This window comes from Pseudogulbenkiania ferrooxidans 2002, assembly GCF_000174355.1.
GTDB classification, from domain to species: domain Bacteria; phylum Pseudomonadota; class Gammaproteobacteria; order Burkholderiales; family Chromobacteriaceae; genus Pseudogulbenkiania; species Pseudogulbenkiania ferrooxidans.
Genome location: NZ_ACIS01000013.1, coordinates 16,166 through 40,047 on the forward strand (window position 1 = coordinate 16,166; position 23,882 = coordinate 40,047).

Annotated in this window: 20 protein-coding genes; 8 read left to right on the forward strand and 12 right to left on the reverse strand. The window is 64.9% G+C overall.

Annotated elements, in window-relative coordinates; translation table 11 throughout:
* The first annotated feature begins 152 nt into the window (after positions 1-152).
* Complete coding sequence (locus FURADRAFT_RS18310) at positions 153-1,796, forward strand: methyl-accepting chemotaxis protein (protein ID WP_008955665.1); 1,644 nt, start codon at positions 153-155, stop codon at positions 1,794-1,796.
* Between the two features lie 45 nt (positions 1,797-1,841).
* Here the strand turns inward: FURADRAFT_RS18310 and lnt are convergent, their stop codons facing one another.
* The 7 genes from lnt to FURADRAFT_RS18345 form a co-directional block, all read right to left on the reverse strand.
* On the reverse strand, positions 1,842-3,335 hold the full coding sequence (gene lnt / locus FURADRAFT_RS18315) for an apolipoprotein N-acyltransferase (RefSeq protein ID WP_008955666.1): 1,494 nt from the start codon (positions 3,333-3,335) through the stop codon (positions 1,842-1,844).
* A 3-nt stretch (positions 3,336-3,338) separates the two neighbouring features.
* Positions 3,339-4,190 carry an HlyC/CorC family transporter gene (locus FURADRAFT_RS18320; RefSeq protein WP_008955667.1) on the reverse strand — a complete coding sequence of 284 codons (852 nt, stop codon included), beginning with the start codon at positions 4,188-4,190 and terminating at the stop codon, positions 3,339-3,341.
* A gap of 4 nt (positions 4,191-4,194) precedes the next feature.
* Entirely contained in the window at positions 4,195-4,701 is a 507-nt protein-coding gene (gene ybeY, locus FURADRAFT_RS18325; protein WP_008955668.1) for an rRNA maturation RNase YbeY, read from the reverse strand.
* Entirely contained in the window at positions 4,688-5,659 is a 972-nt protein-coding gene (locus FURADRAFT_RS18330) for a PhoH family protein (protein ID WP_008955669.1), read from the reverse strand. The genes ybeY and FURADRAFT_RS18330 overlap by 14 nt, the downstream gene beginning before the upstream one ends.
* Before the next feature lie 21 nt (positions 5,660-5,680).
* Positions 5,681-5,977 carry a YciI family protein gene (locus FURADRAFT_RS18335; protein ID WP_008955670.1) on the reverse strand — a complete coding sequence of 99 codons (297 nt, stop codon included), beginning with the start codon at positions 5,975-5,977 and terminating at the stop codon, positions 5,681-5,683.
* A 64-nt stretch (positions 5,978-6,041) separates the two neighbouring features.
* On the reverse strand, positions 6,042-7,376 hold the full coding sequence (gene miaB / locus FURADRAFT_RS18340) for a tRNA (N6-isopentenyl adenosine(37)-C2)-methylthiotransferase MiaB (protein ID WP_008955671.1): 1,335 nt from the start codon (positions 7,374-7,376) through the stop codon (positions 6,042-6,044).
* Between the two features lie 23 nt (positions 7,377-7,399).
* Complete coding sequence (locus tag FURADRAFT_RS18345; protein WP_008955672.1) at positions 7,400-7,762, reverse strand: hypothetical protein; 363 nt, start codon at positions 7,760-7,762, stop codon at positions 7,400-7,402.
* A gap of 221 nt (positions 7,763-7,983) precedes the next feature.
* Here FURADRAFT_RS18345 and FURADRAFT_RS18350 point away from each other — a divergent pair, with 221 nt between their 5' ends.
* Positions 7,984-10,647 (forward strand): sensor domain-containing protein, encoded by a 2,664-nt coding sequence (locus tag FURADRAFT_RS18350; RefSeq protein WP_008955673.1) that lies wholly within the window; start codon positions 7,984-7,986, stop codon positions 10,645-10,647.
* Positions 10,648-10,673: 26 nt separating this feature from the next.
* Here FURADRAFT_RS18350 and FURADRAFT_RS18355 read toward each other — a convergent pair whose 3' ends face one another.
* The 4 genes from FURADRAFT_RS18355 to antA all read right to left on the reverse strand — a co-directional run bounded on the left by FURADRAFT_RS18355 (position 10,674) and on the right by antA (position 14,702).
* Positions 10,674-11,684, reverse strand: coding sequence for an AraC family transcriptional regulator (locus tag FURADRAFT_RS18355; protein ID WP_008955674.1), 1,011 nt, complete (start codon positions 11,682-11,684; stop codon positions 10,674-10,676).
* Positions 11,685-11,773: 89 nt separating this feature from the next.
* Positions 11,774-12,805, reverse strand: coding sequence for an anthranilate 1,2-dioxygenase electron transfer component AntC (antC, locus tag FURADRAFT_RS18360; RefSeq protein WP_008955675.1), 1,032 nt, complete (start codon positions 12,803-12,805; stop codon positions 11,774-11,776).
* A 16-nt stretch (positions 12,806-12,821) separates the two neighbouring features.
* Positions 12,822-13,310 carry an anthranilate 1,2-dioxygenase small subunit gene (antB, locus tag FURADRAFT_RS18365; RefSeq protein WP_008955676.1) on the reverse strand — a complete coding sequence of 163 codons (489 nt, stop codon included), beginning with the start codon at positions 13,308-13,310 and terminating at the stop codon, positions 12,822-12,824.
* A 3-nt stretch (positions 13,311-13,313) separates the two neighbouring features.
* A complete protein-coding gene (antA, locus tag FURADRAFT_RS18370; protein WP_008955677.1) occupies positions 13,314-14,702 on the reverse strand; it encodes an anthranilate 1,2-dioxygenase large subunit in 1,389 nt (462 codons plus the stop codon).
* 515 nt (positions 14,703-15,217) lie between these two features.
* Here antA and FURADRAFT_RS18375 point away from each other — a divergent pair.
* The 6 genes from FURADRAFT_RS18375 to FURADRAFT_RS18400 all read left to right on the forward strand — a co-directional run bounded on the left by FURADRAFT_RS18375 (position 15,218) and on the right by FURADRAFT_RS18400 (position 22,650).
* Entirely contained in the window at positions 15,218-16,324 is a 1,107-nt protein-coding gene (locus FURADRAFT_RS18375; protein ID WP_008955678.1) for a muconate/chloromuconate family cycloisomerase, read from the forward strand.
* A 137-nt stretch (positions 16,325-16,461) separates the two neighbouring features.
* A complete protein-coding gene (gene catC / locus FURADRAFT_RS18380; RefSeq protein WP_008955679.1) occupies positions 16,462-16,752 on the forward strand; it encodes a muconolactone Delta-isomerase in 291 nt (96 codons plus the stop codon).
* Between the two features lie 110 nt (positions 16,753-16,862).
* Positions 16,863-17,783 carry a catechol 1,2-dioxygenase gene (catA, locus tag FURADRAFT_RS18385; RefSeq protein ID WP_008953947.1) on the forward strand — a complete coding sequence of 307 codons (921 nt, stop codon included), beginning with the start codon at positions 16,863-16,865 and terminating at the stop codon, positions 17,781-17,783.
* Positions 17,784-17,928: 145 nt separating this feature from the next.
* Entirely contained in the window at positions 17,929-19,515 is a 1,587-nt protein-coding gene (locus FURADRAFT_RS18390; protein WP_008955680.1) for a methyl-accepting chemotaxis protein, read from the forward strand.
* Positions 19,516-19,694: 179 nt separating this feature from the next.
* Positions 19,695-20,444, forward strand: a complete 750-nt coding sequence (locus FURADRAFT_RS18395; protein ID WP_236261629.1) for an IclR family transcriptional regulator — start codon at positions 19,695-19,697, stop codon at positions 20,442-20,444.
* Between the two features lie 310 nt (positions 20,445-20,754).
* Positions 20,755-22,650 carry a sensor domain-containing diguanylate cyclase gene (locus tag FURADRAFT_RS18400; RefSeq protein WP_008955682.1) on the forward strand — a complete coding sequence of 632 codons (1,896 nt, stop codon included), beginning with the start codon at positions 20,755-20,757 and terminating at the stop codon, positions 22,648-22,650.
* Positions 22,651-23,218: 568 nt separating this feature from the next.
* Here the strand turns inward: FURADRAFT_RS18400 and FURADRAFT_RS20305 are convergent.
* On the reverse strand, positions 23,219-23,869 hold the full coding sequence (locus FURADRAFT_RS20305) for an RloB family protein (protein WP_008955683.1): 651 nt from the start codon (positions 23,867-23,869) through the stop codon (positions 23,219-23,221).
* Positions 23,870-23,882 lie beyond the last annotated feature (13 nt).

The following is a 23,882-nucleotide window of genomic DNA, read 5'->3' on the forward strand; positions in this document are numbered from 1 at the left end:
CTGACGCGTTGGGTACTAGGGTTTTTCCTGAGAGTCTATGCTAAAGGCTTAGTAGTATCCTGAGGGGGGCTGACTGCTGCCAGGCAGCCTCCGATGTACCCGGCGGCCAGGGTTGGCCGAAGCCGTGTGCCGGCATAACCAGGGGGAGAACAATGAAACAAGCAAATCATGGCTGGAGCCTGCGGGCAAGGTTGCTGGGGCTGCTGGGCCTGGTGGCGGTGCTGGTCTGCGTGCAGGGTGGTTGGAGCCTGTTGAGCGAGCGTGACAGCATGCTGCAGGATCGCAAGGACAAGGTGCGCAATCTGGTCGAGGCGACGGTGGCGGTGGTGGCCAACTACGAGCAGAAGGCAGCCAGCGGGACGCTGAGCGAAGCGCAGGCCAAGGCTTTGGCCGCGGCGGCACTCAATGCCATTCGCTACGATGGCAAGGAGTACTTCTTCGCTTACGACCAGAATATGGTGTACGTGGCGCATGGCGCGCGCCCCGACAAGATCGGGCAGAGTGCTCACGGCATGAAGACGCCGGAAGGCGTCGACCTGGCAGCGCTGTTTCTGAAAACCGTGCAGGAGGGGCAGGGCAAGGGTTTTGCGCCTTACGTCTGGGACAAGCCGGGCTCCACGACGCCGCAGCCGAAGATCTCGTACCTGACGGTCACGCCGGGCTGGCACTGGATGATCGGCACCGGGCTGTACCTGGACGATCTCGACGCGGTCTTCCAGCGGGCGCTGCTGGGCCTGGTGTTGCGGGTCGGCGTGGTGCTGGCGTTGCTGCTCGGGGGCGGGCTGCTGCTGGTGCGCAGCGTGCTGCGTCAGCTCGGCGGCGAGCCGGCGGCGACCGCCGCCATCGTGCGCCGTATTGCCGACGGCCAGCTGGATGCCTCGATTGCGCTCGTTCCGGGCGACCGCGACAGCTTGCTGGCGGCGGTGGCCGACATGCAGTCGCAGTTGCGCCAGCTGGTGCAGCGGATTGCGGAAGGGGCCAATACCATGTCTGGCATGAGCTCCCGGATCGCTGGTAACGCCGAGTCGGTGGCGCAGTCCTCGGGGCAGCAGAGCGGTGCCGCGACGTCGATGGCGGCTTCGGTGCAGCAGATGACGGTGAGCATCAACCAGATTGCCGAGCATGCCCAGGACGCGCGCCAGCTATCGCAGGCTTCCGGCACGCTGTCGCGTGAGGGTGGGGAGGTGATCGCCAGCGCGGTGGGCGAGATGCAGCGCATCAACGAGTCGGTGGACCAGGCGGCGTCGAGCATCGGCGAGCTGGCCCAGAAGACCCAGACCATCTCCAGCATCATGCAGGTGATCAAGGATATTGCCGATCAGACCAATCTGCTGGCGCTCAACGCGGCGATCGAGGCCGCGCGTGCCGGGGAGAGCGGACGCGGTTTTGCCGTCGTGGCCGACGAGGTGCGCAAGCTGTCGGAGCGTACCGCCCAGGCTACCCAGGAAATTGCCGGCATGATCGATGAAATTCGTCTGACTTCGGATGCTTCGCACAGCACCATGGCCGAGGCGGTACAGCGCGTGAAGAGCGGGTTGCAGCTGGCGGAGCAGGGCGGTGAGGCGATTGCGCGCATCCGCGACAGCGCCCAGCAGGTGGTGCTGGTGGTCAACGATATTTCGCACTCGCTGAAGGAGCAGAGCGAGGCGAGTCAGGGGATTGCCCGCCACGTCGACGATATCGCGCAGAGCGCGGCGGTCAATGCCGACGCCTCGCTGGCGGCGTCGCATGCGATCGAGGAACTGCATGCGCTGGCCGATACCCTGCGCGACCAGGTGGCGCGGTTCCGCTGCTAAGCGCGCTAGTCGCTGCGAGTAGGCCCGGCCACTGCCGGGCCTTTTTCATGCCTGTTGCCGGCGCTGGCGACGCCCGATCAGGATGGCCAGCGTCAGCAGCAGGGCGGCCAGCAGCAGGACCGGGCGGTTGCCGTACTGCATGTAGGGGGTCAGGCCAGTGCGTCCCTGCACCATGCCCGACAGGACCTGGCGCGTGAACGGGGCGGCAATCGCGCCGATTTCGCCATCGGCGTGGATGATCGCGGTCATGCCGGTGTTGGTGGCGCGCAGCATCGGCCGCCCGGTTTCCAGCGCCCGCGTCTGCGATAGCTGAAGATGCTGGCTGGCGGCGTCGCTCTGGCCGAACCAGGCCAGGTTGCTGACGTTGGCGAGCAGGGTGGCCTTGGCGGCCGGGCCGATCAGCTCCTCGCCGAAGCTGTCTTCGTAGCAGACGTTGAACGCTACCTGCTGGCTGGCCATGGCGATCGGCGGCTGGTCGGCGCCGCCGCGGCTGAAGCCGGAGAGTGGCATGTTCATGAAGCGGTAAATCCAGCTGGTGATGCCTGGCAGCGGGATGAACTCGCCGAACGGTACCAGGTGGTTCTTGGCGTAGTACGGCAGCCCCGGCGTGGTCGGGGCGATGACGGCGTTGAGGTAGCCGCGGCCGTCGTCGGTACGGCGCGGCACGCCGAAGGCCAGGGCCATCTGGTTGCGCTCGGCGGTGGCCGCGAGCAGGCCGAGGAAGCCGGGGGGCAGCTCGTCGAGGAACACGGGCAGGGCGGTTTCCGGCAGGATCATCAGGTCGGCGCGGGTATTGGCGACCTGGCGATAGTAGCTGGTGAGGGTGTATTCGTAGATCGCCGGATCCCACTTCAGGCTCTGCGGGATGTTGCCCTGGGCCAGCGCCACGCGCAGCGGTTTGCCTACGGGCCGGGTCCACTCGATCGCCTTGAGCTGCTGGCCGCCGGCCCAGAACGCGGCGACCGTCAGCAGCAGTGCCAGGCGCCAGCGGTTGGCGAGGCGGGGCAGCACGATCAGGGTACCGGCGCTGAACGCCACCAGCAGGGTGACGCCGTAGACGCCGGACACGGCGGCGTAGCCCGCCAGCGGGCTCTCGGTAATCTGGGAGTAGCCGGCGGTGCCCCAGGGGAAGCCGGTGAGCATCCAGCCGCGCTGCCATTCGGCCAGGGTCCACAGGGCCGGGAACAGCACCAGCCAGCGCATGGCGGGGCGGCGGTCGATGCGGCAGGCGAGCCACAGCGCGAGGCCGGGGTAAAGCGCGAGGTAGGCCGGCAGCAGCGCCGTCATCGGCGCGGCGAGCCAGAACGGCATGCCGGCGATGTCGTGCAGGCTGTAGTAGATCCAGTGGAAGTTGGCGGTGTAGGCGGCGACGCCCCAGCTGTAGCCGAGCCAGAAGGCGCGCTGGGGCTGGCGTTGGGCCAGTTCGGCCAGTGCCGCGAGGGCGAGCGGCATCAGCCAGAACAGGCGGTAGGGGGCAAAGGCGAACAGCGTGGCGGCGCCGGCGAGCGCGGCCACGAGCAGGAACAGTAAGGTGCGCATGGGTCAGGGTGTGAGCGGCTGGTCCTGGGGTTGCAGGCGTTCGACCAGCAGGGTGTGTAGACGACGGCCGTCGGTTCGGATCACGGTGAAGCGCAGGTCGTCGCTTTGCACCGTTTCGCCACGCTTGGGCAGATGGCCGAACAGCGAGATCACCAGGCCGCCGATGGTATCGACGTCGTTGTCGGCAAAGCCGGTATCGAAGTAGTGGTTGAAGTCGGCGATCTCGGTCAGCGCCTTGACGCGGTAGCGCTGGCCGCGCACCGGGATGATGTTGTCGGCGCTGTCGTCGTTGTCGTATTCGTCCTCGATATCGCCGACGATCTGCTCGATGACGTCTTCGATGGTGACGAGGCCGGCGACGCCGCCGTATTCGTCGACCACGATGGCCATGTGGTTGCGCGTGGTGCGGAAGTCGCGCAGCAGCAGGTTGAGCGGCTTGGATTCTGGGACGAACACCGCCTGGCGCAGGATGTCGACCAGCTTGAAGGTGGCGGGCTGGTGGAAGTAGCGCAGCAGGTCCTTGGCAAGCAGGATGCCCTGCACGTCGTCCTTGTCGTCACCGATCACCGGGAAGCGCGAGTGCCCGGTCTCGATGACGAAGGGCAGCAGCTTCTCCACGGTTTCATCGTGCCGGACTACGTCCATCAGGCTGCGCGACACCATGACGTCGCGCACGGTCAGTTCGCTGACCGACAGCACGCCCTCGATCATGCCGAGCGCTTCGGCGTCGAGCAGGTCGCGCTCGAAGGCCGAGTGCAGCAATTCGACCAGTTCCTTGCGGTCTTCCGGCTCACGCAGCAGCAGCGTCGACAGGCGCTCCAGCCAACCGGGTCTGCTCTTGCTGGAATCGTCCATGGTGTCAGGTTTTCTCCGCCGCGTAGGGGTCCGGATATCCTAGCTTGGCGAGAATGGCGGTTTCAAGCGCCTCCATGACCTCGGCCTCGTCGTCGTCTTCGTGGTCGTAGCCCTGCAGGTGCAGCATGCCGTGCACCGTGAGGTGGGCGTAGTGGGCCGCGAGCGGGGTGTCCTGTTCGGCGGCTTCGCGTGCCACCACCGGCACGCACAGCACCAGGTCGCCGAACAAGGGCATGCCGGGGAGGGTTTCGCCTTCGTTGAGGGCGAAGCTCAGCACGTTGGTGGCGTAGTCCTTGCCGCGGTAGTCGCGGTTGAGGGCGCGGCCTTCCTCGCCTTCGACCAGCAGCAGGCTGATCTGCGCTTTCTGCACGTCGGCCTGCAAGGCGGCGCGAGCCCAGCGTTGCAGGTCGGCGGCGCGGGGCAGGTCGGCGGCGTCGCTGCGGATATCCAGCGTCAATTCCAGGCGTTCGGCCAACCTTTGTCGCAGCGGGGTGCGCTTAGCTCTTTTCATCGGACTTGCTTTGCGTGAGTTCTTTCAGTTGATGGGCGTCGTAGGCGTCGACGATTTTCTGCACCAGCGGGTGACGCACCACGTCGTCGCTCTGGAAGTGATGGAAGTGGATGCCGCGCACGTGGCTCAGGATGCGCTCGACCTCAACCAGGCCGCTTTTCTGGTGGCGTGCCAGGTCGATCTGGGTGATGTCGCCGGTGATCACCGCCTTGGAGCCGAAGCCGATGCGCGTCAGGAACATCTTCATCTGTTCCGGCGTGGTGTTCTGCGCCTCGTCGAGGATGATGAAGGCGCTGTTCAGGGTGCGGCCGCGCATGTAGGCGAGCGGGGCGATTTCGATCAGGTTCTTCTCGAACAGCCGGGTCACCTTGTCGAAGCCCATCAGGTCGTAGAGCGCGTCGTAAAGCGGACGCAGGTAAGGGTCGACCTTCTGCGCCAGGTCCCCGGGCAAAAAGCCCAGCTTCTCGCCGGCCTCGACCGCCGGGCGCACCAGCACGATACGCTTGATGGCGTCACGCTCCATGGCGTCCACCGCGCAGGCGACGGCGAGGTAGGTCTTGCCGGTGCCGGCCGGGCCGATGCCGAAGGTGATGTCGTGCTGCTGGATGGCCTTGATGTAGCTGTTCTGGCGCGGCGTGCGACCGCGCAGGTCGCCCCGGCGTGTCGCCAGCACCGGCGCTTCTTCTTCCGGCGTGGCGGCATGCTGGCGAACCTCGACCAGGCCGAGCTGGATGTCGTCGATCGACAGCTCCTGTTTTTCGGCCTGCAGGTAGAAACGGGTCAGCGCGGTGGCGGCGTCCGCGGCGCGCGAGCCGCGGATGCGGAAGCCCTCGCCGCGGCGCTGGATCACCACGTCCAGCCCGGTTTCGATCTGCTTGAGGTTTTCGTCGAGCGGGCCGCACAGGCGCGCCAGGCGTTCGTTGTCGATGGGGTTGAAGCTTAGCTGTTCGGTTTGCAAGGGGGGTCGGCTCCGCGGCGTTCAGCCGGGCAGGGGCTCGCGCAAGGCGTCGAGGTCTGCCGCGGTCAGGGTCGGAATGAATTCGGTAATGTCGTACTGGGCCAGGCCGGCCTGCGCGAACGGGTCTTCGGCCAACCTTTGTTCCAGCGCGGCCCGTTCACCGCGCGCCAGGATCACGCCGCCGTTGCGCGGCACCTTGCGCCCCGAGGCCAGGAAGGCGCCGTCGGCGTAGCCGCGTTGCAGCCAGGCGACGTGGGCGTCGAGCAGGGCGTCGACGGCGGAGAGCGGGGCGGTGTAGCTGAGGGAGACGATGAACATGGTTGGCCGAAGCGTGAATGGTATGGTTTAAGGATACGCCCGGCATGGGCCGGGCGGAACTCCTTCAGACGGTTTCGGTGGTCACGATTTCGCCCGCCAGCGAGTGCGGGCGCGCCTCGGTGATGCGCACCTCGATCATCTGGTTCAACAGGCGCGGGTTGCCGATGAAGTTGACGACGCGGTTGTTCATGGTGCGTGCCGCCAGCATGTTCGGATCCTTCTTCGACACCGCTTCGACCAGCACGCGCTGCACCGTGCCGACCATGCTCTGGTTGATGGCGAAGCCCTTGGCCTCGATCACCTCGTTCAAGGCTTCGAGGCGGCGCACCTTCTCTTCGTGCGGCGTGTCGTCCGGCAGGTTGGCGGCCGGGGTGCCGGGACGCGGGCTGTAGATGAACACGAAGCTGAAGTCGAACTCGAGGTCCTTGACCAGCTTGAGCGTGGCGTTGAAGTCGTCCTCGGTCTCGCCGGGGAAGCCGACGATGAAGTCGGACGACAGGCACAGGTCGGGGCGGATGGCGCGCAGCTTGCGGATGATCGACTTGTATTCCAGCGCGGTGTAGCCGCGCTTCATCGCCATCAGCACGCGGTCGCAGCCGCTTTGCACCGGCAGGTGCAGGTGCGACACGAGCTTGGGCAGCTTGGCGTAGCAGTCGATGATGCGCTGGCTGAATTCGCGCGGGTGGCTGGTGGTGAAGCGGATGCGCTCCACGCCCGGCACTTCGTGCACGTATTCCAGGAGCAGCGCGAAGTCGGCGATCTCGCCGTCGGCCATCAGGCCGCGGTAGGCGTTGACGTTCTGCCCCAGCAGGGTGATTTCCTTGACGCCCTGGGCGGCGAGGCCGGCGATTTCGGTCAGCACGTCGTCGAACGGGCGCGACACTTCCTCGCCGCGGGTGTACGGCACCACGCAGAACGAGCAGTACTTGGAGCAGCCTTCCATGATCGAGACGAAGGCAGCGCCGCCGTCGACCTTGGCGGGCGGGATGTGGTCGAACTTCTCGATCTCGGGGAAGGAGATGTCGACCTGGGCCGCGCCGCTGTCCTGCTTGGCGCGGATCAGCTCGGGCAGGCGGTGCAGGGTCTGCGGGCCGAACACCACGTCCACGTAGGGCGCGCGCTTGACGATGGTGTCGCCTTCCTGCGACGCCACGCAGCCGCCGACGCCGATGATCAGATCCGGCCTGGCGTCCTTCAGCGGACGGATGCGGCCGAGATCGGAGAACACCTTCTCCTGCGCCTTCTCGCGCACGCTACAGGTGTTGAACAGAATGACGTCGGCCTCTTCGGGGTTGTCCGTCTTGACCATGCCTTCGGCGTCACCGAGCACGTCGACCATCTTGTCGGAGTCGTACTCGTTCATCTGGCAGCCGAAGGTCTTGATATATACCTTCTTCATGGCAACAGCGATTCCAGCTAGGGTTATGGCCGGGCCAGGGTGCGCAGATCGTCGTCCGTCAGTACCCAGATCCGGTTGATGGCGCCTGACATATCGACCGTCACCCCCACGCGCCGGCCCACCAGTCCCGGCAGCTGGCCGGTCAGCAGGAAGCGGTTGTTCTCGTCGAGGATGCGTACGCCGGGCGCCAGCGGATAGGCGGTGCCGGACGGGATGAAGAGTCCGGTGAGTGCCTGCAGCCAGGAGCGCTCGGCCGCGAAGCTGATCTGCGCGCTGTCGGCGGCGTTGATTTCTCCGACCTGCAGGGTGGCGGGCAGCACGCGGCCGGCCAGGGCGCTCTGGGCGCACTGCAGGGTGACGAGGAGGGCGAGGAGTCGTGTTTTCATAGGCAAATGAACATGTTGCGCGAGTCTACCATAGACTCCCCGGAGGGAGGCGCCGGCCCGTGGCAAAGCGGGGTTTTTCCTGTCGGTCAGGATGGTTGCCGCTCGCGCCGCAACGGCAAGAGCAGCGCGCCGGCGGGCTTGGCCCATTATAATGCCAAGTACATGACGCGCCGGGATAGGGCTGGCGCGTTCCACCCTATCCTTCCCCGACCTGGAGCCCCATGACTCACCAGCGCCAAGCGCTGCGCCTGTCCGGTACGTTCGCCCTGGCGGGCGTGCTGTGGATCGTGCTCAGCGACCGTTTCCTGGCTTCGCTGCCGGTCAGCACGCAGACCCTGATGATGCTGCAGACCTACAAGGGGATGGGCTTCGTCGCCGGCATCTCGCTGCTGCTCTACTACCTGGTGCGGCGTGCCTTGAAGTCGCAGGCACAGCTGTTGGTCCAGCTGCGGCGCAACCAGGCGCTGTTCCAGGAGGCGCAGCTGAGCGCGCAGCTGGGCAGCTGGGAATACGACAGCGCGCGCCGCGAGTTCCTCTGGAGCGGCGCCGCCCGGCAGCTGCTGGGGCTGCCCGCCAGCGAGACGCGCACGGAGCGCGGCACCCTGCTGCAGCGGGTGGCGGCGGGCGATCGCGCGCGGGTCGCGACGGTGCTCGATGCGATGTTGGCCGAAGGCAGCGGCAGCGTCGAGTTCTGCCGTGCCGGCACCGGCGCGGCGCCGGTGTGGCTGCGGCTGCACTACCAGGTGCACCTCGACGAGGAGGCGCCCGGCCTGGTGCTGGGGGTGCTGCAGGACATCAGCGTCCAGAAGGCGCAGGACGACGCCTTGCGCGAGCGCGAGCAGCTGTTTCGCGGCACCTTCGAGCAGGCGGCGGTGGGGATCGCCCACCTTGGGCTCGACGGCCACTGGATCCGCGTCAACCAGCGCTTGTGCGACATCCTCGGCTACTCGCGCGAAGAGCTGCTGCGGCTGACCCTTCAGGACATCACCCATCCCGCCGACCAGGACAGCGATCTGGTGATGACGCGACGCCTGCTCAGTGGCGAGATTCCCAGTTTTTCCATCGAGAAACGCTATCGGCAGCGGCGCGGCCAGCTGGTCTGGGCCAATCTCACCGCGGCGCTGATGCGCGATGAAGGCGGGCGGCCGGAATATTTCATCTTGGTGGTGGAGGACATCTCGGCGCGCAAGCAATCGGAAGAAGCCCAGCAGCTTGCACTGACGGTGTTCGACAGCATGCTCGAGGGCGTGATCATTACCGACCACCATCGCCGCATCCTGGCGGTGAACGCCGCCTTTGGCGAGATCACCCGCTACCCGGTGGAGGCCCTGCTGGGACGGACGCCGCCCTTGTGGCGCACGGCGCACCAGGATGCCGCGTTCTACCGCCGCATCTGGCGGCAGCTGCTCGCGAGCGGGCGCTGGGAGGGGGAGCTCTGGCATCGCAAGCGGGACGGCACGCCGTTTCCGCTGTGGCTGTCGATCAGCTGCGTGCGCGACGAGCAGGGCCGGCCGCGTCAGTACGTCTTCGTGTTCAACGACATCAGCCAGCTCAAGGACAGCCAGGAGCAGCTGGAGCGCCTGGCGCATTACGATCCCCTCACCGGGCTGCCCAATCGTCACCTGGCGCTGGCCCGGCTGGAGCACGCCCTGGAGCGGGCCCGGCGTCATGCCTTCCCGCTCGCGGTGATGTTCATCGATCTCGACCGCTTCAAGACCATCAACGACAGCCTCGGGCATCAGGCGGGCGATGAACTGCTGGTGGCCATCGCGCAGCGCCTGCATCAGCGGCTGCGCCAGGAGGATACGCTGGCGCGCCTGGGGGGCGACGAGTTCCTGGTGGTGATCGAGGAAGCCCCGGTGCAGCAGGTCGCCAGCATTGCGCACGCCTTGCTCAAGGTGGTCGATCAGCCTTTCGGCTTCTCCGGCGGGGGCGAGGCCTACGTCGGCGCCAGCATCGGCATCAGCCTCTACCCCGGCGACGGGCGCAGTGCCAGCGAGCTGATCCGCAACGCCGATGCCGCGATGTACCTGGCCAAGGCCCAGGGCAGCAACGCGTACCGCTTCTACACCGAGTCGCTGACGCGCGCCGCCAACGAGCGACTGAGCATGGAAACCAGCCTGCGCCGGGCGCTGCGGTGCGAGGAGTTCGTGCTGCACTACCAGCCCCTGGTCGAGCTGGCGAGCGGCAGGGTGCTGGGGGCCGAAGTGCTGGTGCGCTGGCAGCCGCCGGGGGAGGCGCTGGTGCCGCCGTCGCGCTTCATTCCGCTGGCCGAGGAGACCGGGTTGATCGTCCCGCTCGGCGACTGGGTGTTGCACGAGGCGTGCCGCCAGGGCAAGGCCTGGCTCGACGCCGGGCTGCCGCTGCTGCTGGCGGTCAACCTCTCGCCGCGGCAGTTCCTGCGTCACGATCTGGTCGGCCAGGTGCGCAAGGCGCTGCAGGGCAGCGGGCTGCCGCCGGCGCAACTGGAACTGGAGCTGACCGAGGGGGCGCTGATGGAACAGGCCGAGCAGGCGGTGAAGACGCTGCATGCGCTCAAGCGCCTCGGGGTGAGCCTGGCCATCGATGACTTCGGCACCGGCTACTCCTCGCTGGCCTACCTCAAGCGTTTTCCGCTCGACAAGCTGAAGATCGATCGCAGCTTCGTGCGCGACCTGCCGCGCGACAGCAGCGATGCCGAGATCGTCACCACCATCATCGCCATGGTGCGCAACCTCAAGCTCGAGGCGTTGGCCGAAGGGGTGGAAACGCCACAGCAGCTGGCGTTCCTGCGCCAGTTGGGGTGCGACAGCGGCCAGGGCTACCTGTTCAGCCCGCCGCTGCCGGCGGAGGCGTTCGAACGCTGGCTGCGCGATGGCCGCGGCGTGATCGCGCCGCCGTCCTGAGGCGGGGAGGGGGCGGCCGGGTGGCGCTAGCGCCGCCCGATGCGGCTCAAGGTCTGCGACGGCGTTTCGTCGAACAGTTTCCGGTAGTCGCTGGAGAAGCGTCCCAGGTGGGTGAAGCCCCAGCTCATGGCGATGCTGGAGATATTGCGGCCGGAGCGGTCCGCCAGGATGTCGCGCCGCACCGCCTCGAGCCGGAATTGCTTGAGATAGGCGATCGGCGCCAGGCCGAAATGGCGCTTGAAGCCCTCGAACAGCTTGAAGCGCGACACCCCCGCCACGCGCTCGATGTCCTCCAGGTTCAAGTCCTCGTGCGCGTTTTCGTGGATGTATTGCCGGGCGCGCGTCAGATAGTGCGGACAGGACGGCGCCAGCATGCTGGCCAGTTCGTCCGAGTAGTTGTGCGGCTGCGACAGCAGCAGCCCCTTGATCAGGGCGTGCTCCAGGTCGTTCGCCATGTAGAGGTGGCTGAACAGCTTGCCGGTGCGCTCCATCTCGCTCAGCAGGTATTTGACCATGCGCCACCAGGCGGCCTGATCGCCGCTATGGGCATCCATGCCTGCCTGGAAGGTCAGCGGGGCATCGAGCGGGCGTTGCAGCAGGTTTTCCAGCACCTTGCGCAGGGCCGGGCGCGGGATGGCCACCAGGATCTTGCGGCAGTTGCCGGCGATGGTGAGGGCCTGGTTTTCATGCGGCTGCAAGATCAGGCCGTTGTTGCTGTCGGACAGCAGCAGGCGCCCTTCCGCCGACAGTTCCTGCTCGCCCACCAGCGGCAGGCTGATGCTGTAGCAGTTGAGCGGGGTGTCCTCGCGCACGACCACGGTGACGTCGGTGCCGTACTCGACATAACCGAGCGAGGTGGCCATCGAGCGCAGCACGTTGCCGGCGTGGTGAAACTGCAGCCGTTGCGGGCAGCTCACTTCCAGCCCGTGCGGTCCGCAGATGCCGGCCATCCAGTCGCGCGCGCCGTCCAGGTCGTTACGCAGCGCGTGTATGCCAAGACAATCGCACTCGGCTTGCGTTTGCTTCTGTTCGCTCATGGCCACCCTCCGCCTACGCCTAGCATAGGGAATTTGGACGCAATTTCATAGACTTGGCCGCACCCGCCAGGGCGGGCACGGCCAGGGTGTCAGCGGCTGGTGTTGCTGTCGCTGAACTTCTCGTAGTAGAGGCGGGCGTCTGCCAGGCCCTGCGCGTCCAGCCACTGCTTGATCGCCTCGACCATCGGCGGCGGGCCGCACAGGTACATGTCGAAGGGGCGGGCGGCCAGCCAGCGGCGGTCGAGGTGCTCGGGGATCAGCCCGGCCTTGCCCGCCCACTCCGGCGAGGGGTTCATCACCACGATCTGGTACGAGAAATCGGCGATGCGCTCGGCGTAGCCCGCCAGCCGTTCCAGCTCGCACAGGTCGCGCGCGTTGCTCACGCCGTAGTAGAGCCGCACCGGCTGGCCGCAGCCGCCCTGTTCGGCCAACTCGTCCAGCATGCCGAGGAAGGCCGACAGTCCGGTGCCGCCGGCCACCATCACCAGCGGCCGCTCGACTTGGCGCAGGTAGAACGCGCCCAGCGGAGCTTCGAATTCGATGGCCTGGCCCGGTTGGCAGCGCTCGCGCAGGTAGTCGCTCATCGCGCCGTTGGGCAAGAGGCGGATCAGGAACTGCAGCTGGTTGCGCGGGTTGGGGCGGTTGGCGAACGAGTACGAGCGCCAGGCGGCGCTGCCCGGCACCTGCAGCCGCGCGTACTGACCGGGCAGGAAGTCCAATTGCTGCGGGTAGGCGCTGGCGTCCAGGTGCAGGATCGCGGTGGTCTCGGACACCTGCCGTACCCCGCTCACGTTGGCCGAAAGCAGGCGGGTGCCGCCGACGTGGCACAGGCTGGAGTCGAAATCGAAGTAGAACGAGGCGTCCGACTGCACCCGCGTCTGGCAGGTCAGCACCTTGCGGGCGGCGAGATCCGCCGCCGACAGGGTCTCCTCATCGACGTAGTCCTGGCTGTAGCGGCCCGCTTCGCAGCGGCCCTGGCAGGTGCCGCACACGCCTTCGCGGCAGTCGAGCGGGATGTTCACCCCGTTGCGCAGCGCGGCGTCGAGCAGGACTTCGTTGGGCCGGACGTCGAAGAACAGCGTTTTGCCGTCGGCAAAACTGAAGGCGACTTTGTGGCTCATGGCACGGTCCTCCTGCTTACAGATGGTAGAAATCCAGCACCGCATTGATGGTGTCGTTGAGCAGCAGCACGTGTTTCCGCACGATCTTCCAGCTCTCGCCCGCGGGGCGCAGCCGGTAGGTGACGCGGCCGAAGAAGTGCTCGGCGACGCCGTGGCGGCTGTAGAAGGTGGTCCAGTTGGCCTTCACCTCGAGCTGGCCGTCCGGGCGCTCGTCGATATGCACGTTGCTGATCTGGTGCAGGGTGCGCGGCAGCGGCGTGGAGGCGGCCGACTTGCCGGTGCGCAGGCGGAACACGCGGTCTTCCAGCCCCGAGCGGTTGCGGTAATAGATCAGCGACATGCCGCGCTTGGGGTCGGTGGTGTACTCGTGTTCGGAATCCCACTGCGGCACGTGGAATTCGCTGTCCTCGTCGAATAGATCGAGGTAGGCGTCCCAGTCCTGCGCGTCGCACAACTCGGCCTTGAGGTAGAGGAACTGTTCGATCGCATGTTGTCGTTGGCTCATGGCTCAAATCTCCTTGCTGTCGTTGCACTTCTGCTGCAGGCCCTTGAGCAGGAACTCGCGCCAGGCGCCGTGCTGGTTGACGTACAGGCCCTCGTGGGTCAGTTCGGTGCCGGTCAGCACCGGCTGGATGCCCAATAGCTCGCTGTTCGGCGTGGTGCCTTGCAGCCACTTGTGGTGGCCGCGCGAAATGTCGTTCCAGCGCTCCAGGCGGGCCTGGAAGCCACGCTGCTGTTCGCGGAATTCCACCAGGTCGTCCGGCGTGCCCATGCCGGAGACGTTGAAGAAATCCTCGAACTGGCGGATGCGGTTTTCGCGGTCCTGGTTCGATTCGCCCTTCACGCCGATGCACTGACTGACGATCTCGGTCTTGTTCCAGGCCACCGGGCGCACGATGCGCAGCTGCGAGCTGATCTGGTCCATGAAAAACAGGCTGGGGTAGATGTTGAGGTTGCGCAGGCGGTGCATCATCCACTCCGCCTTGGCTTGGCCGTGTTCCTCCACCAGGCGCGGCATCACGCTGGCGTAGCCGGGGCGCACCGCCGGGTTGGGCATGTCGCTGAACAGCACGCTGTGGCCGTTCCGGAACGAGAACCAGCCGTCGTCGGTTTCGGCGTCGCCGGCACCGAGCTTGCTGTAATCGAGCGTGCCGCTGCCGGCCTCGCCTTTTTGCGCGTTGGCGTCCTGGCGGTGCTGCACCGTGGCCACGTAGTTGTAGTGCACGGTGCTGACGTGGTAGCCGTCCAGGCCGTTCTCGTTCTGCAGCTTCCAGTTGCCGTCGAAGGTGTAGGTGGATTTGCCCGGCAGCACTTCCAGTTCGCCGGTGGGGGACTGCGCCACCATCATGTCGAAGAAGACGCGCGCATCGCCCAGGTAGTCTTCCAGCGTGTCGCGGCCGTTGGCGTCCAGGCTGATGAAGACGAAGCCCTTGTAGCTCTCGATGCGCGCCTTCTTCAGGCCGCGCGTGGATTTGTCGAAGTCCTCGCCGTATTCGCCCGGCGCCTTCACCTTCAGCAGGCGGCCGTCGTTCTTGTAGCACCAGGCGTGGAACGGGCAGGTGAAGGTGGATTGATTGCCCTTGCTCAGGCGCGTCAGCGTGGCACCGCGGTGCTGACAGGCGTTGATCATGGCGTTCAGTCCGCCGTTGCCGTCGCGTGTCACGATCATCGGCATGCGGCCGGCGCGCAGGGTGATGAAGTCGTGCGGGTTGGGGATTTCGCTTTCGTGGCAAGCGTAGATCCAGTTCTTCTCGAAGATGAATTCCATCTCCAGTTCGAACAGTTCCGGTTCGGTAAACATCTCGCGCGCCATCCGGTACACGCCTTCCGCGGGTCGGAAGTCCAGACAGCCGCCGATGAATTCTTGCCATTGCGATGGGGTTTTTGCCGTGCTCATGATCAATTCTCCTCCTGCCTTGTGATGGTCTTTTAATCACGCTAAGACCACGGCGATTGAATACCTGATCGGGGGTCGGGGCTATCCGGCTACTTGGCGTTCGCTATCCGTTTTTTTGGGCCGTCCTGTCGTCCTCCCCTCCTTGAGCGCTTCCGGTGCGTGTTCATGCCATCCGGGATGGTAGCCCCGTCGCTGTCCGCGCCGCACGGGCGCGTCGTTTGTCCTTCTCCTCTTCGCCGTCGCCCGCAAAAAAAGCGGATAGCCATTGACCAGTAGCCGGATAGCTCCCCGGCGCCAACGGGTATTCAATCGTCTCCAGCCAGAGCGCACCTCGCAACGGCCCGCGCCGGGCTTTGCTACGGGGTAGCGGGCGGAAGCGCAGGGCAGACGGGTTGATCGCCAAATGGATACCTTCCAGGTATCGGTCTGATGCTAAAACAGTATTGGATGGTGAAAAAATAACCTAATAAGCTGCTGTTTCAGTTGGTAATTTTAGCGATTGATACTTTAAAGACATGATCAGATCCATCGAGACCATCCTGGTCGATGTGCCCACCATCCGCCCGCACAAGTTGTCGGTGGCCACCATGAACACCCAGACCCTGGTGCTGGTGCGCGTGCAGTGCGAAGACGGGATCGAGGGCTGGGGCGAGGCGACCACCATCGGCGGCCTGAACTACGGCGACGAGAGTCCCGAGAGCGTCAAGGTCAACATCGACACGCACATCGCCCCGCTGCTGATCGGTCAGGAGGCGCGCAACGTCGCCGCGACGATGGCGCGGGTGCGCAAGGTCATCCAGGGCAACCGCTTCGCCAAGTGCGCGCTGGAAACCGCGCTGCTGGACGCCCAGGCGCGCCGCCTCGGCATCCCGCTGTCCGAACTCCTGGGCGGCCGCCTGCGCGACGCGCTGCCGGTGGCCTGGACCCTGGCCAGCGGCGACACCGCCCGCGACATCGCCGAAGCCGAGAGCATGCTCGAGCAGCGCCGCCACCGCATCTTCAAGCTCAAGATCGGCCTGCGCCCGGTGGTCGACGACGTCAAGCACGTGCTCGCCATCAAGAAGGCGCTCGGCGACGCGGTGAGCGTACGCGTCGACGTCAACCAGGCCTGGAGCGAGCTCGACGCCGTCAACGGCATCGCCGCGCTGCAGGACGGCGGCGTCGACCTGATCGAACAGCCGGTGCGCGCCGAGAACCGCGCCGGGCTGGCCCGCCTGGCGCGCCAGTTCGCCGTGCCGGTGATGGCCGACGAAGCGCTGCACGGCCCGCTCAGCGCCTTCGAGTTCGCCAAGGACGCCGACGCCGACGTGTTCGCGGTCAAGATCGCCCAGTCTGGCGGCCTGATCCCGGCCAAGCAGGTGGCCGATATCGCCCAGCTCGCCGGCATCGGCCTGTACGGCGGCACCATGCTGGAAGGCGCGGTCGGCACCGCCGCCTCGGCCCACGTCTTCGCCACCTTCGGCGAGCTCGCCTTCGGCACCGAACTGTTCGGCCCGCTGCTGCTGACCGAGGAAATCCTCGTCGAGCCGCTGCAGTACCGGGATTTCATGCTGCAGGTGCCGACCGGACCGGGCCTGGGCATCCAGATCGACAGGGACAAGCTGGCCACCCTGCGCCGCTAGCGCCGCCAATAAAACCCTATCGGCGTTGTTGCGCGGCCTGGCCGTACGACGAGTACTGTCTGCGGCCGCGCGCCTAGCCGATACCGCTTCGCTGGGTTTTCTTGGTGGCTTTGAATCAACTCATTGAGGAGCAATTCATGCTGTTTCACGTAAGGATGGAAGTGAATCTGCCGCCCGCGATGCCGGCCGCCGAGGCCGCCGCACTGAAGCAAGTCGAGAAGGAACAGGCGCAGGCGCTGCAGCGCGCCGGCAAGTGGCGCCACCTGTGGCGCGTCGCCGGGCAGTACGCCAACGTCAGCCTGTTCGACGTCGAGAGCGTGGACGAACTGCACCAGCTGGTATCGACCCTGCCGCTGTTCCCGTACATGACGATCGAGGTCACGCCGCTGTGCCGCCACCCCTCGTCGATCCGCGACGACGACCGCTAAGCCCCGAACCCCCACCCATTCAGCCCGAGACAAGGCCGTGAAATGCGTTCGGCCGGTTGAACGGAATGCCACAACGCATTGGCACGACGATATAAATGAGGAGTAGAGACATGACACACGCAGAAATCGACGCCCTGGTAAAAAGCTTCCTGGTCGACACCGCCACCGGCGAAGTCAACCCGCGCGTGCAGCAGATCGCGGTGCGCCTGACCAGCGACCTGTTCAAGGCCATCGAAGACCTCGACCTCAGCCCGAGCGAAGTCTGGAAAGGCCTGGAGTACTTCGCCGAAGCCGGCGCCACCCACGAACTGGGGCTGCTGGCCGCCGGCCTGGGCCTGGAGCGCTTCGTCGACATCCGCATGGACGAGGCCGAAGCCAAAGCCGGCCTCACCGGCGGCACCCCGCGCACCATCGAAGGCCCGCTCTACGTCGCTGGCGCGCCGAAGTCGGAAGGCTTCGCCCGCATGGACGACGGCAGCGAGGTGGAGCAGGGCGAAGTGCTGTTCATGCAGGGCACCGTGTACGACGCCGACGGCAAGCCGCTGCCGGGCGCCCAGGTCGAAGCGTGGCATGCCAACCTGATGGGCAACTACTCGTTCTTCGACAAGAGCCAGTCGGACTTCAACCTGCGCCGCACCATCGTCACCGACGCCAACGGCCGCTACCAGTTCCGCAGCATCATGCCGATGGGCTACGGCTGTCCGCCGCAAGGCACCACCCAGCGCCTGTTGAACCTGCTCGGCCGCCACGGCCGCCGTCCGGCGCACATTCACTTCTTCGTGACCGCCGCCGGCCACCGCAAGCTGACCACGCAGATCAACATCGACGGTGACGACTACCTGTGGGACGACTTCGCCTTCGCCAGCCGCGAGGGTCTGGTGCCGGCGGTGAACCGCATCACCGACGCGGCCGAGATCGACAGGAAGGGCCTGCAGAAGCCGTTCGCCTCGATCGACTTCGACTTCCGCCTCAACGGCGAAACCGCGGCCGCGCCGACGACCGAAGTCGAACGCAAACGCGCCAGCGCCTGAAGCGGGCGGGCGAAGAGCAACCGGGTGGTTCGTCAGAGCCCCCCGGTTTTTTGCCGTCGCCAACCCGGCTGGCCGGATCGGCTTATCCGAACCGGCCGGCACGGCACCCGCGCGGGTCCTTTTCCCGAACACCTAGTGGTACAGCATGCGAAACAATCTGCCGATCACCGATCACGAAGTGGCGCTCGATCCCCGATGCCCGATCGTGACGAAAACCGATCTACAGGGAAAAATCCTGTACGCCAACCCGGAGTTCATGCGCATCAGCGGCTTCGCCGAGGAGGAGCTGCTGGGCCAGGACCACAATATCGTCCGGCACCCCGCCATGCCGGTGCAGGCGTTCGCCGATCTGTGGGCAACCATCCGGCGCGGCCAGACCTGGCAGGGCCTGGTGAAGAACCGCCGCAAGGACGGCGGCTTTTATTGGGTCAAGGCCCACGTCTCGCCGCTGCACGAGCAGGGGCGGCATGTCGGCTACATGTCGGTGCGCACGGCGCCGAGCGCGCTGGAAAAGCAGCAGGCCGAGCAGTTGTACCGCGCGCTCGAACGCGGAGCGGCGGCGTTTCCTGCCACGCCGCCGCTGCAGGCCCGCGCGCTGTCGTTCTGGCTAGCGGCGGCGCTGCTGGTGATGATGGCTGGCGTGCTGGGCGGCCTGTGGCTCGATCGTTCTCTGGCGCTGGCGCTCAATCTGGCGAGCATCACGCTGGCGGGCGGACTGCTGTTCTACGCGCTGCGGCAAGCCCGGCGCTCCGGCCGTCTCGTGCTGGCGGCCCTGACCCAGTGGCGGGAGGGGCGCCTCGATCAGTCCGTTGTCCCGAGCGGCCCACGCGAGTTCCAGTACATGTTCGCCGCGCTCGAGTCCACCCGGCTCCATCTGCAGGCGGTGGTGTCGGACGTGGTGGCGGTCAACCATCGCATCGACCGCACCTCGACCCATATCGAAACGGAAACCCAGCAGCTCTACCAGCAGAACACCCAGATCGCGCAAGGGGTGGCGCAGATCGCCGCCGCCATGGAGCAGCTGGCGGTATCGATCCAGGAAATTTCCACCATGACGCAAGAGGGCTCGGCGCACGCCAAGCGCAGCAGGGCGCTGGTGGCGGCGGGCAACCGTTTCATCGACGAATCGAAGTCGGCGATGGACGAGGCCGCCGGTGGCGCCTCAACGACCAATGCCGCGGTGCAGGAGCTGGAGGGCATTTCGGAGGACATCGGCTCGATCACCGACATCATCCAGAGCATCGCCCAGCAGACCAATCTGCTCGCCCTCAACGCCGCCATCGAGGCCGCGCGCGCCGGCGAGCAGGGACGCGGCTTTGCCGTGGTGGCCGACAAGGTGAGACAGTTGGCCGAAAACACCGCCGACAACACCGTCAACATCCGCGCCTCCATCGCACTCCTGAAAGAGAAAATCGCGCACATCATCGACGGCCGCCAGGCTGTCGGCGTCTGCATCAAGCGGGTGCAGCACAACATCCAGCAAACCGTCGACAGCCTGCAGCAGATCGATCAGGCCAGTGCCGGGCTGGAAACGGTCACCGCGGCCATCGCCAACTCGCTGCAACAGCAATCCAGCGCCTCGGCGGAGGTCGCGCAGAGCATGGAAAGCCTGGGCGCCGCCTCCGAGCAAAGCACGGTGAACATCGTCAAGAACCGCGAGATCGCCGCCGCCTTGCACGGCTTGTCCCGGGCGCTGATGAAATTGCTGGCCGACTTCGAGAAGAACCGATGAGTGCCGCCGCCATGCCTTCGTCCAGGCCAGAAACAGCGGCGCCGGGGCGAGTTGAGCCGGGCGACGCCATGAATCGTGCCGCCGTTGGTGATGTGGGAGGCGAAATGGCCGACAGCGCGCCGGGGCGGTCCGGGCCGGCGCGTCCGGACGCGCCCCGCGTTTTCCCTGAGCCGCCCGCCATGCACGATACCGATACGCCGTTCGAACGCGGCCTGGCGGTGATACAAGCCTTCGACCCGTGCGGCACGCCCTTGTCGGTGAGCGAGATCGGCCAGAAGACCGGCATACCGCGCGCGTCTGTCGCCCGCTGCCTGTATACCCTGCAGCAGCTCGGTTTCGTGCGCCCGAGCGCAGACAAGCGCTTCGCGCTGACGCCGAAAATCCTGACGCTGGGTTTCGATGCGTTTGCGTCCGTCCCGTTGCCGCGTGCCGCGCAGGCGGTGCTCAATCATCTGGCCGAGCTGACCGGCGAGAGCTGCATGCTGCTGGTGCCCGACCGGGGCGAGATGCTGTGTCTGGCCGAGGCCCCAGGCCATTTCTTCCACCACAGCCGCTTCGCCACGGGGGCGCGGGTGCCGATGACGTGCACCGCGTCGGGGCGGGTCATCCTGAGCGAGCTGGAGCCGGCGGCGCGGAATGCCCTGCTCGACGCCCCGCGACCACGCCACACCCCGCATACCGTGGTCGAGCGCCAGGCCCTGCAGCGGCTGCTGCCGGCGATTCGCAGCCAAGGGTATGCCTGGTGCGACCAGGAGTTCGAGCTTGGCCTGTGTACCTTGTCGGTGCCGATCCGCGATGACCTCGACGCCGCCCGGGCCACGCTCTGCCTGCACGTGCCGGCCTGCCGGGGGGCGGGGCACGAGCTGCCGCAGCGCTACCTGGAGCCGCTGCGCGAGGCGGCGTGGGAGCTGTCGCTGCTGCTGAAATAGGGGGGGCGCTGGTGGGCGCCTCCGCCGTCGCGGCGCCGACCACAGATCGAGTGCCTTGGCGCCAATGCGCGCCAGGCGGTGACGATGCCGAGAGGGGGGCCATTGCCCGGCGGCGGCGGGGCTGGTCGACTAAGATTCGGAAATCATCTTCAAGATGTCACATGCATGCTACTTGTTTGAGGCAGCAATCTGACGTCTAATCAGGTGACTCTCCCTCTTTTTCGTTGGCTGGCTAATGCCATATGAACCTCGATTAAGTTCAGCCCGGACTATCTCCCACCCGCTTTCGATCCTGGCCATCGTTGGGCTCATGGTCGCGTTGCTCTGGTTTGTTCTCATCGCGGAACAAGACCGTAATCACGCCGATGTTGAGCGTCATGCCAAGACCGAGTCCGCCAATCTTGTCCGGGCCTTCGGGGAACACGTCGTTCGCACCTTCAACGAGGTCGACGAAGCGCTGCTGATCCTGCGCCAGTCATGGCTTGACGACCGGTCCGATTTCGACCGGAAAGTCCAGTTGCTCCAGTCCACCTACCCCAAGTCACTGCTGGTCCAGGTCGCGGTCATCGGTCCGGACGGAAAGCTCGCGTATTCCAATCTGGACCCGCACGCGAAACCGGTCGATCTGAGCGACCGTGAGCATTTCCGGGTGCATCGTGACAGCAGCCAGGACCGGCTTTATATCAGCAAACCCGTCAAGGGGCGGATCTCCAGCCGCTACAGCATACAGGTGACCCGCCCCATTCTGGGGGAGCATGGCCACTTCGAGGGGGTGCTGGTCATCTCGCTCAGCCCCGACTACTTCGGGCAATTTTTTGCTTCGATCGACCTCGGCCCACGTGGCTCTATCGGGCTGGTCGGAACGGACGGCATTTTCCGCGCGCGCGGAAGCAATCGGAAACTGGATAACCAGGCTGTCGGCACGGCGGTGCCTCCCGATCGTCCGTTTTTGCGCCCAAGTGCGCCTGCGCAGGGGAGCTTCGAAGCACTGAGTTCGATCGATGGGGTCGACCGGCTGGTGACGTATCGACGCCTGGATGACTATCCGATGGTCGTATCGATAACCCAGCCCGTCGAGGACATTTTCGCCGCGCATGAACAGCGCTGGTTCCGCTACCGCCTGCTCGCCGCTGTCATCTCGCTGTCCATGGTGCTGGGCGGTGTGCTGCTGGCACGCGCGCTTTACATTCAACGTCAATTCCGCAGCCGATTGCTGTTCGTCAACGACAGCCTGCGTATTCTGAACGATATCGCCACCCAGTCGGGCGATACCCTGCAAGAGCAACTGCAGAAAGCTCTGGAACTTGGGTGTCGTCACCTTGGGGTTGAATTTGGCATCGTCAGCCATGTGCACAGAGGCCGCTACCGTGTCGAAAGCTGCTGTACGCCGCCGTCTGCCAACCTGAAGGCCGGCGATGAATACGAGCTCTCGCAGACCTGCTGTTCGATCACGCTTAATCGCGCGGATGTGGTGGCGATCCACCATATGAGCGATTCCGAGTATGCGGGCCACCCCTGTTTCGATGCCTTCAAACGGGAGTGTTATATCGGCACCCCGACGTGGGTCGGCGGCGAACTCTATGGCACTGTCAATTTTTCCTCTACGAAACCTTATGGCCGAACGTTTGATCGCAGCNNNNGCTTGTTGGGGCGCTGGGTTGGCATCGCCATTGCCGAGGACAGATCGATCAGCACGCTGAGATCCATCGCGACAACGGACGAACTGACGGGTGTGATGCGCCGTGGCCACTTTACGGAGATTGCCGAGAAAGAATTCGGTCGGACCAAGCGCTATGGGGGCCGACTGTCGATGTTCCTGATCGACCTCGACTACTTTAAACGCATCAATGACAGCTTCGGCCATTATGGTGGTGATGAAACCCTGAAGCGCGTCGCCATTGTTTTTCAGCAGGTGCTCAGGAGCAGCGACATTCTCGGCCGCCTTGGCGGGGAGGAGTTCGCCGTTCTGTTGCCCAACACCCCGGAGTCCGAAGCGAAAGAGGTGGCCGAGCGCCTGCGCCATGAAGTCGAAGAGAGCACGATTCAAGCGCTGAGCGGAGAAATTCGCGTGACCATCAGTATCGGTGTTGCAGAACTGGCCGCCGAGGACGACTTCACGGCCATCTACAATCGCTGCGATGCCGCGCTTTATGAGGCGAAGCGGCGGGGCAGAAACTGCGTCGTGGCAAAAGGCGTATGTCTGTAAGAAGGCTACAATGGCAGCCCCGGCGGCCGGCTTGGAGTACCTGTCGGAGGACGACGGCAACGTGGCCGGCTGATCTGTCGTCGCGCCGGGAGGGGCGGCGGAAAGTGTAGACGCGAACTGTCGCTCTGCGTCGTCACGGCGTTGTGCAGGCCCAGTGAGGGCGGGGATCGCTATAGATCGATGCGGAGCTTGAAGGCCGACACGGGGCCTACCGCAAGGCAGAAAAGCAAAAGGCCAACTCGTTTGAGTTGGCCTAAGGCTTTAATTGGTGGTGGCGAATCAGGGACTCGAACCCCGGACCTGCGGATTATGATTCCTTCGCAATAGCCCCACACTGATCGTCAATCCACTACATTTCAATGGGTTAAGAAAATCTAGGCTCACTGTAGTCGACTTTGCGCGACTATAGCGTCGACGGTTAGTTGACAGTCAAAGGCTGGTGCAAGTGTGGGGTGATCAGCCCCTTTCGGCACAGTAATGTTGAGCGCCCGCCCATCTCGAACCACCAGGCAGCCCTTACAGCCAGGTCCCTCAAGGACAGCCATGCACGCTTCTGCGAGTCCAATGCTCATTCAAAATTGTCAATTGCATCTAGCAAGAGATGAATTTCCGTGAACGGATTGAGCTGATATGGTTTTGTTCTTTGCGGGTCCGCACTTTCTAAAGTTTGTGCATTCATTTTTTTTGCCGCTTTGCGAGCAGAATCAAGCCCCCCTTTTACAGAATCAAATATCGATGCATTGGCTTTGTCGTATTCATGAATGCCTTTTTCTTTTAAGTGCTCCTTTAATTTACTATTGCTAATTAGGTCAGCGTAGCTGCTGTATGGCGAACCATTTTCTTGAAAGTGAAGCAAGAGCCACAGCTCAAAGCAAACATTAGAAATAGCAATATTAATGCCGTTGGACTTTGCTTTTTGAGATGCCTCCGCATGCAGAGCGTCAGGGTATTTTGCAACGCTCTCCCTGTCAAATACGACCCAGAAAATGTCACTTTTTGGGCAGGTAGGAGATTTTTTATGTTTAACTGCCTCATCAACCAATTGAACAGGTGTATTTTTTTTTGTTGGCTCTACTCTGATTACGTTTTTTCTACGGTTCCCTGGGGATGTTTCTTGTAGGTAGCTATTAATATAATTTGGTTCGGTTTTCGCCCCTTCGCAATATATATGAAGGACTGCCTGCAGCTTTCTCTGAACTGCCGATTTCTTCTTTGGCATGATGAATTAACTT

Coding starts and splice junctions, on each gene's coding strand:
- FURADRAFT_RS18310 (WP_008955665.1), top strand. CDS start 153: ATGAAACAAGCAAATCATGGCTGGAGCCTGCGGGCAAGGTTGCTGGGG.
- lnt (WP_008955666.1), bottom strand. CDS start 3,335: ATGCGCACCTTACTGTTCCTGCTCGTGGCCGCGCTCGCCGGCGCCGCC.
- FURADRAFT_RS18320 (WP_008955667.1), bottom strand. CDS start 4,190: ATGGACGATTCCAGCAAGAGCAGACCCGGTTGGCTGGAGCGCCTGTCG.
- ybeY (WP_008955668.1), bottom strand. CDS start 4,701: ATGAAAAGAGCTAAGCGCACCCCGCTGCGACAAAGGTTGGCCGAACGC.
- FURADRAFT_RS18335 (WP_008955670.1), bottom strand. CDS start 5,977: ATGTTCATCGTCTCCCTCAGCTACACCGCCCCGCTCTCCGCCGTCGAC.
- miaB (WP_008955671.1), bottom strand. CDS start 7,376: ATGAAGAAGGTATATATCAAGACCTTCGGCTGCCAGATGAACGAGTAC.
- FURADRAFT_RS18345 (WP_008955672.1), bottom strand. CDS start 7,762: ATGAAAACACGACTCCTCGCCCTCCTCGTCACCCTGCAGTGCGCCCAG.
- FURADRAFT_RS18350 (WP_008955673.1), top strand. CDS start 7,984: ATGACTCACCAGCGCCAAGCGCTGCGCCTGTCCGGTACGTTCGCCCTG.
- FURADRAFT_RS18355 (WP_008955674.1), bottom strand. CDS start 11,684: ATGAGCGAACAGAAGCAAACGCAAGCCGAGTGCGATTGTCTTGGCATA.
- antC (WP_008955675.1), bottom strand. CDS start 12,805: ATGAGCCACAAAGTCGCCTTCAGTTTTGCCGACGGCAAAACGCTGTTC.
- antB (WP_008955676.1), bottom strand. CDS start 13,310: ATGAGCCAACGACAACATGCGATCGAACAGTTCCTCTACCTCAAGGCC.
- antA (WP_008955677.1), bottom strand. CDS start 14,702: ATGAGCACGGCAAAAACCCCATCGCAATGGCAAGAATTCATCGGCGGC.
- FURADRAFT_RS18375 (WP_008955678.1), top strand. CDS start 15,218: ATGATCAGATCCATCGAGACCATCCTGGTCGATGTGCCCACCATCCGC.
- catC (WP_008955679.1), top strand. CDS start 16,462: ATGCTGTTTCACGTAAGGATGGAAGTGAATCTGCCGCCCGCGATGCCG.
- catA (WP_008953947.1), top strand. CDS start 16,863: ATGACACACGCAGAAATCGACGCCCTGGTAAAAAGCTTCCTGGTCGAC.
- FURADRAFT_RS18390 (WP_008955680.1), top strand. CDS start 17,929: ATGCGAAACAATCTGCCGATCACCGATCACGAAGTGGCGCTCGATCCC.
- FURADRAFT_RS18395 (WP_236261629.1), top strand. CDS start 19,695: ATGCACGATACCGATACGCCGTTCGAACGCGGCCTGGCGGTGATACAA.
- FURADRAFT_RS20305 (WP_008955683.1), bottom strand. CDS start 23,869: ATGCCAAAGAAGAAATCGGCAGTTCAGAGAAAGCTGCAGGCAGTCCTT.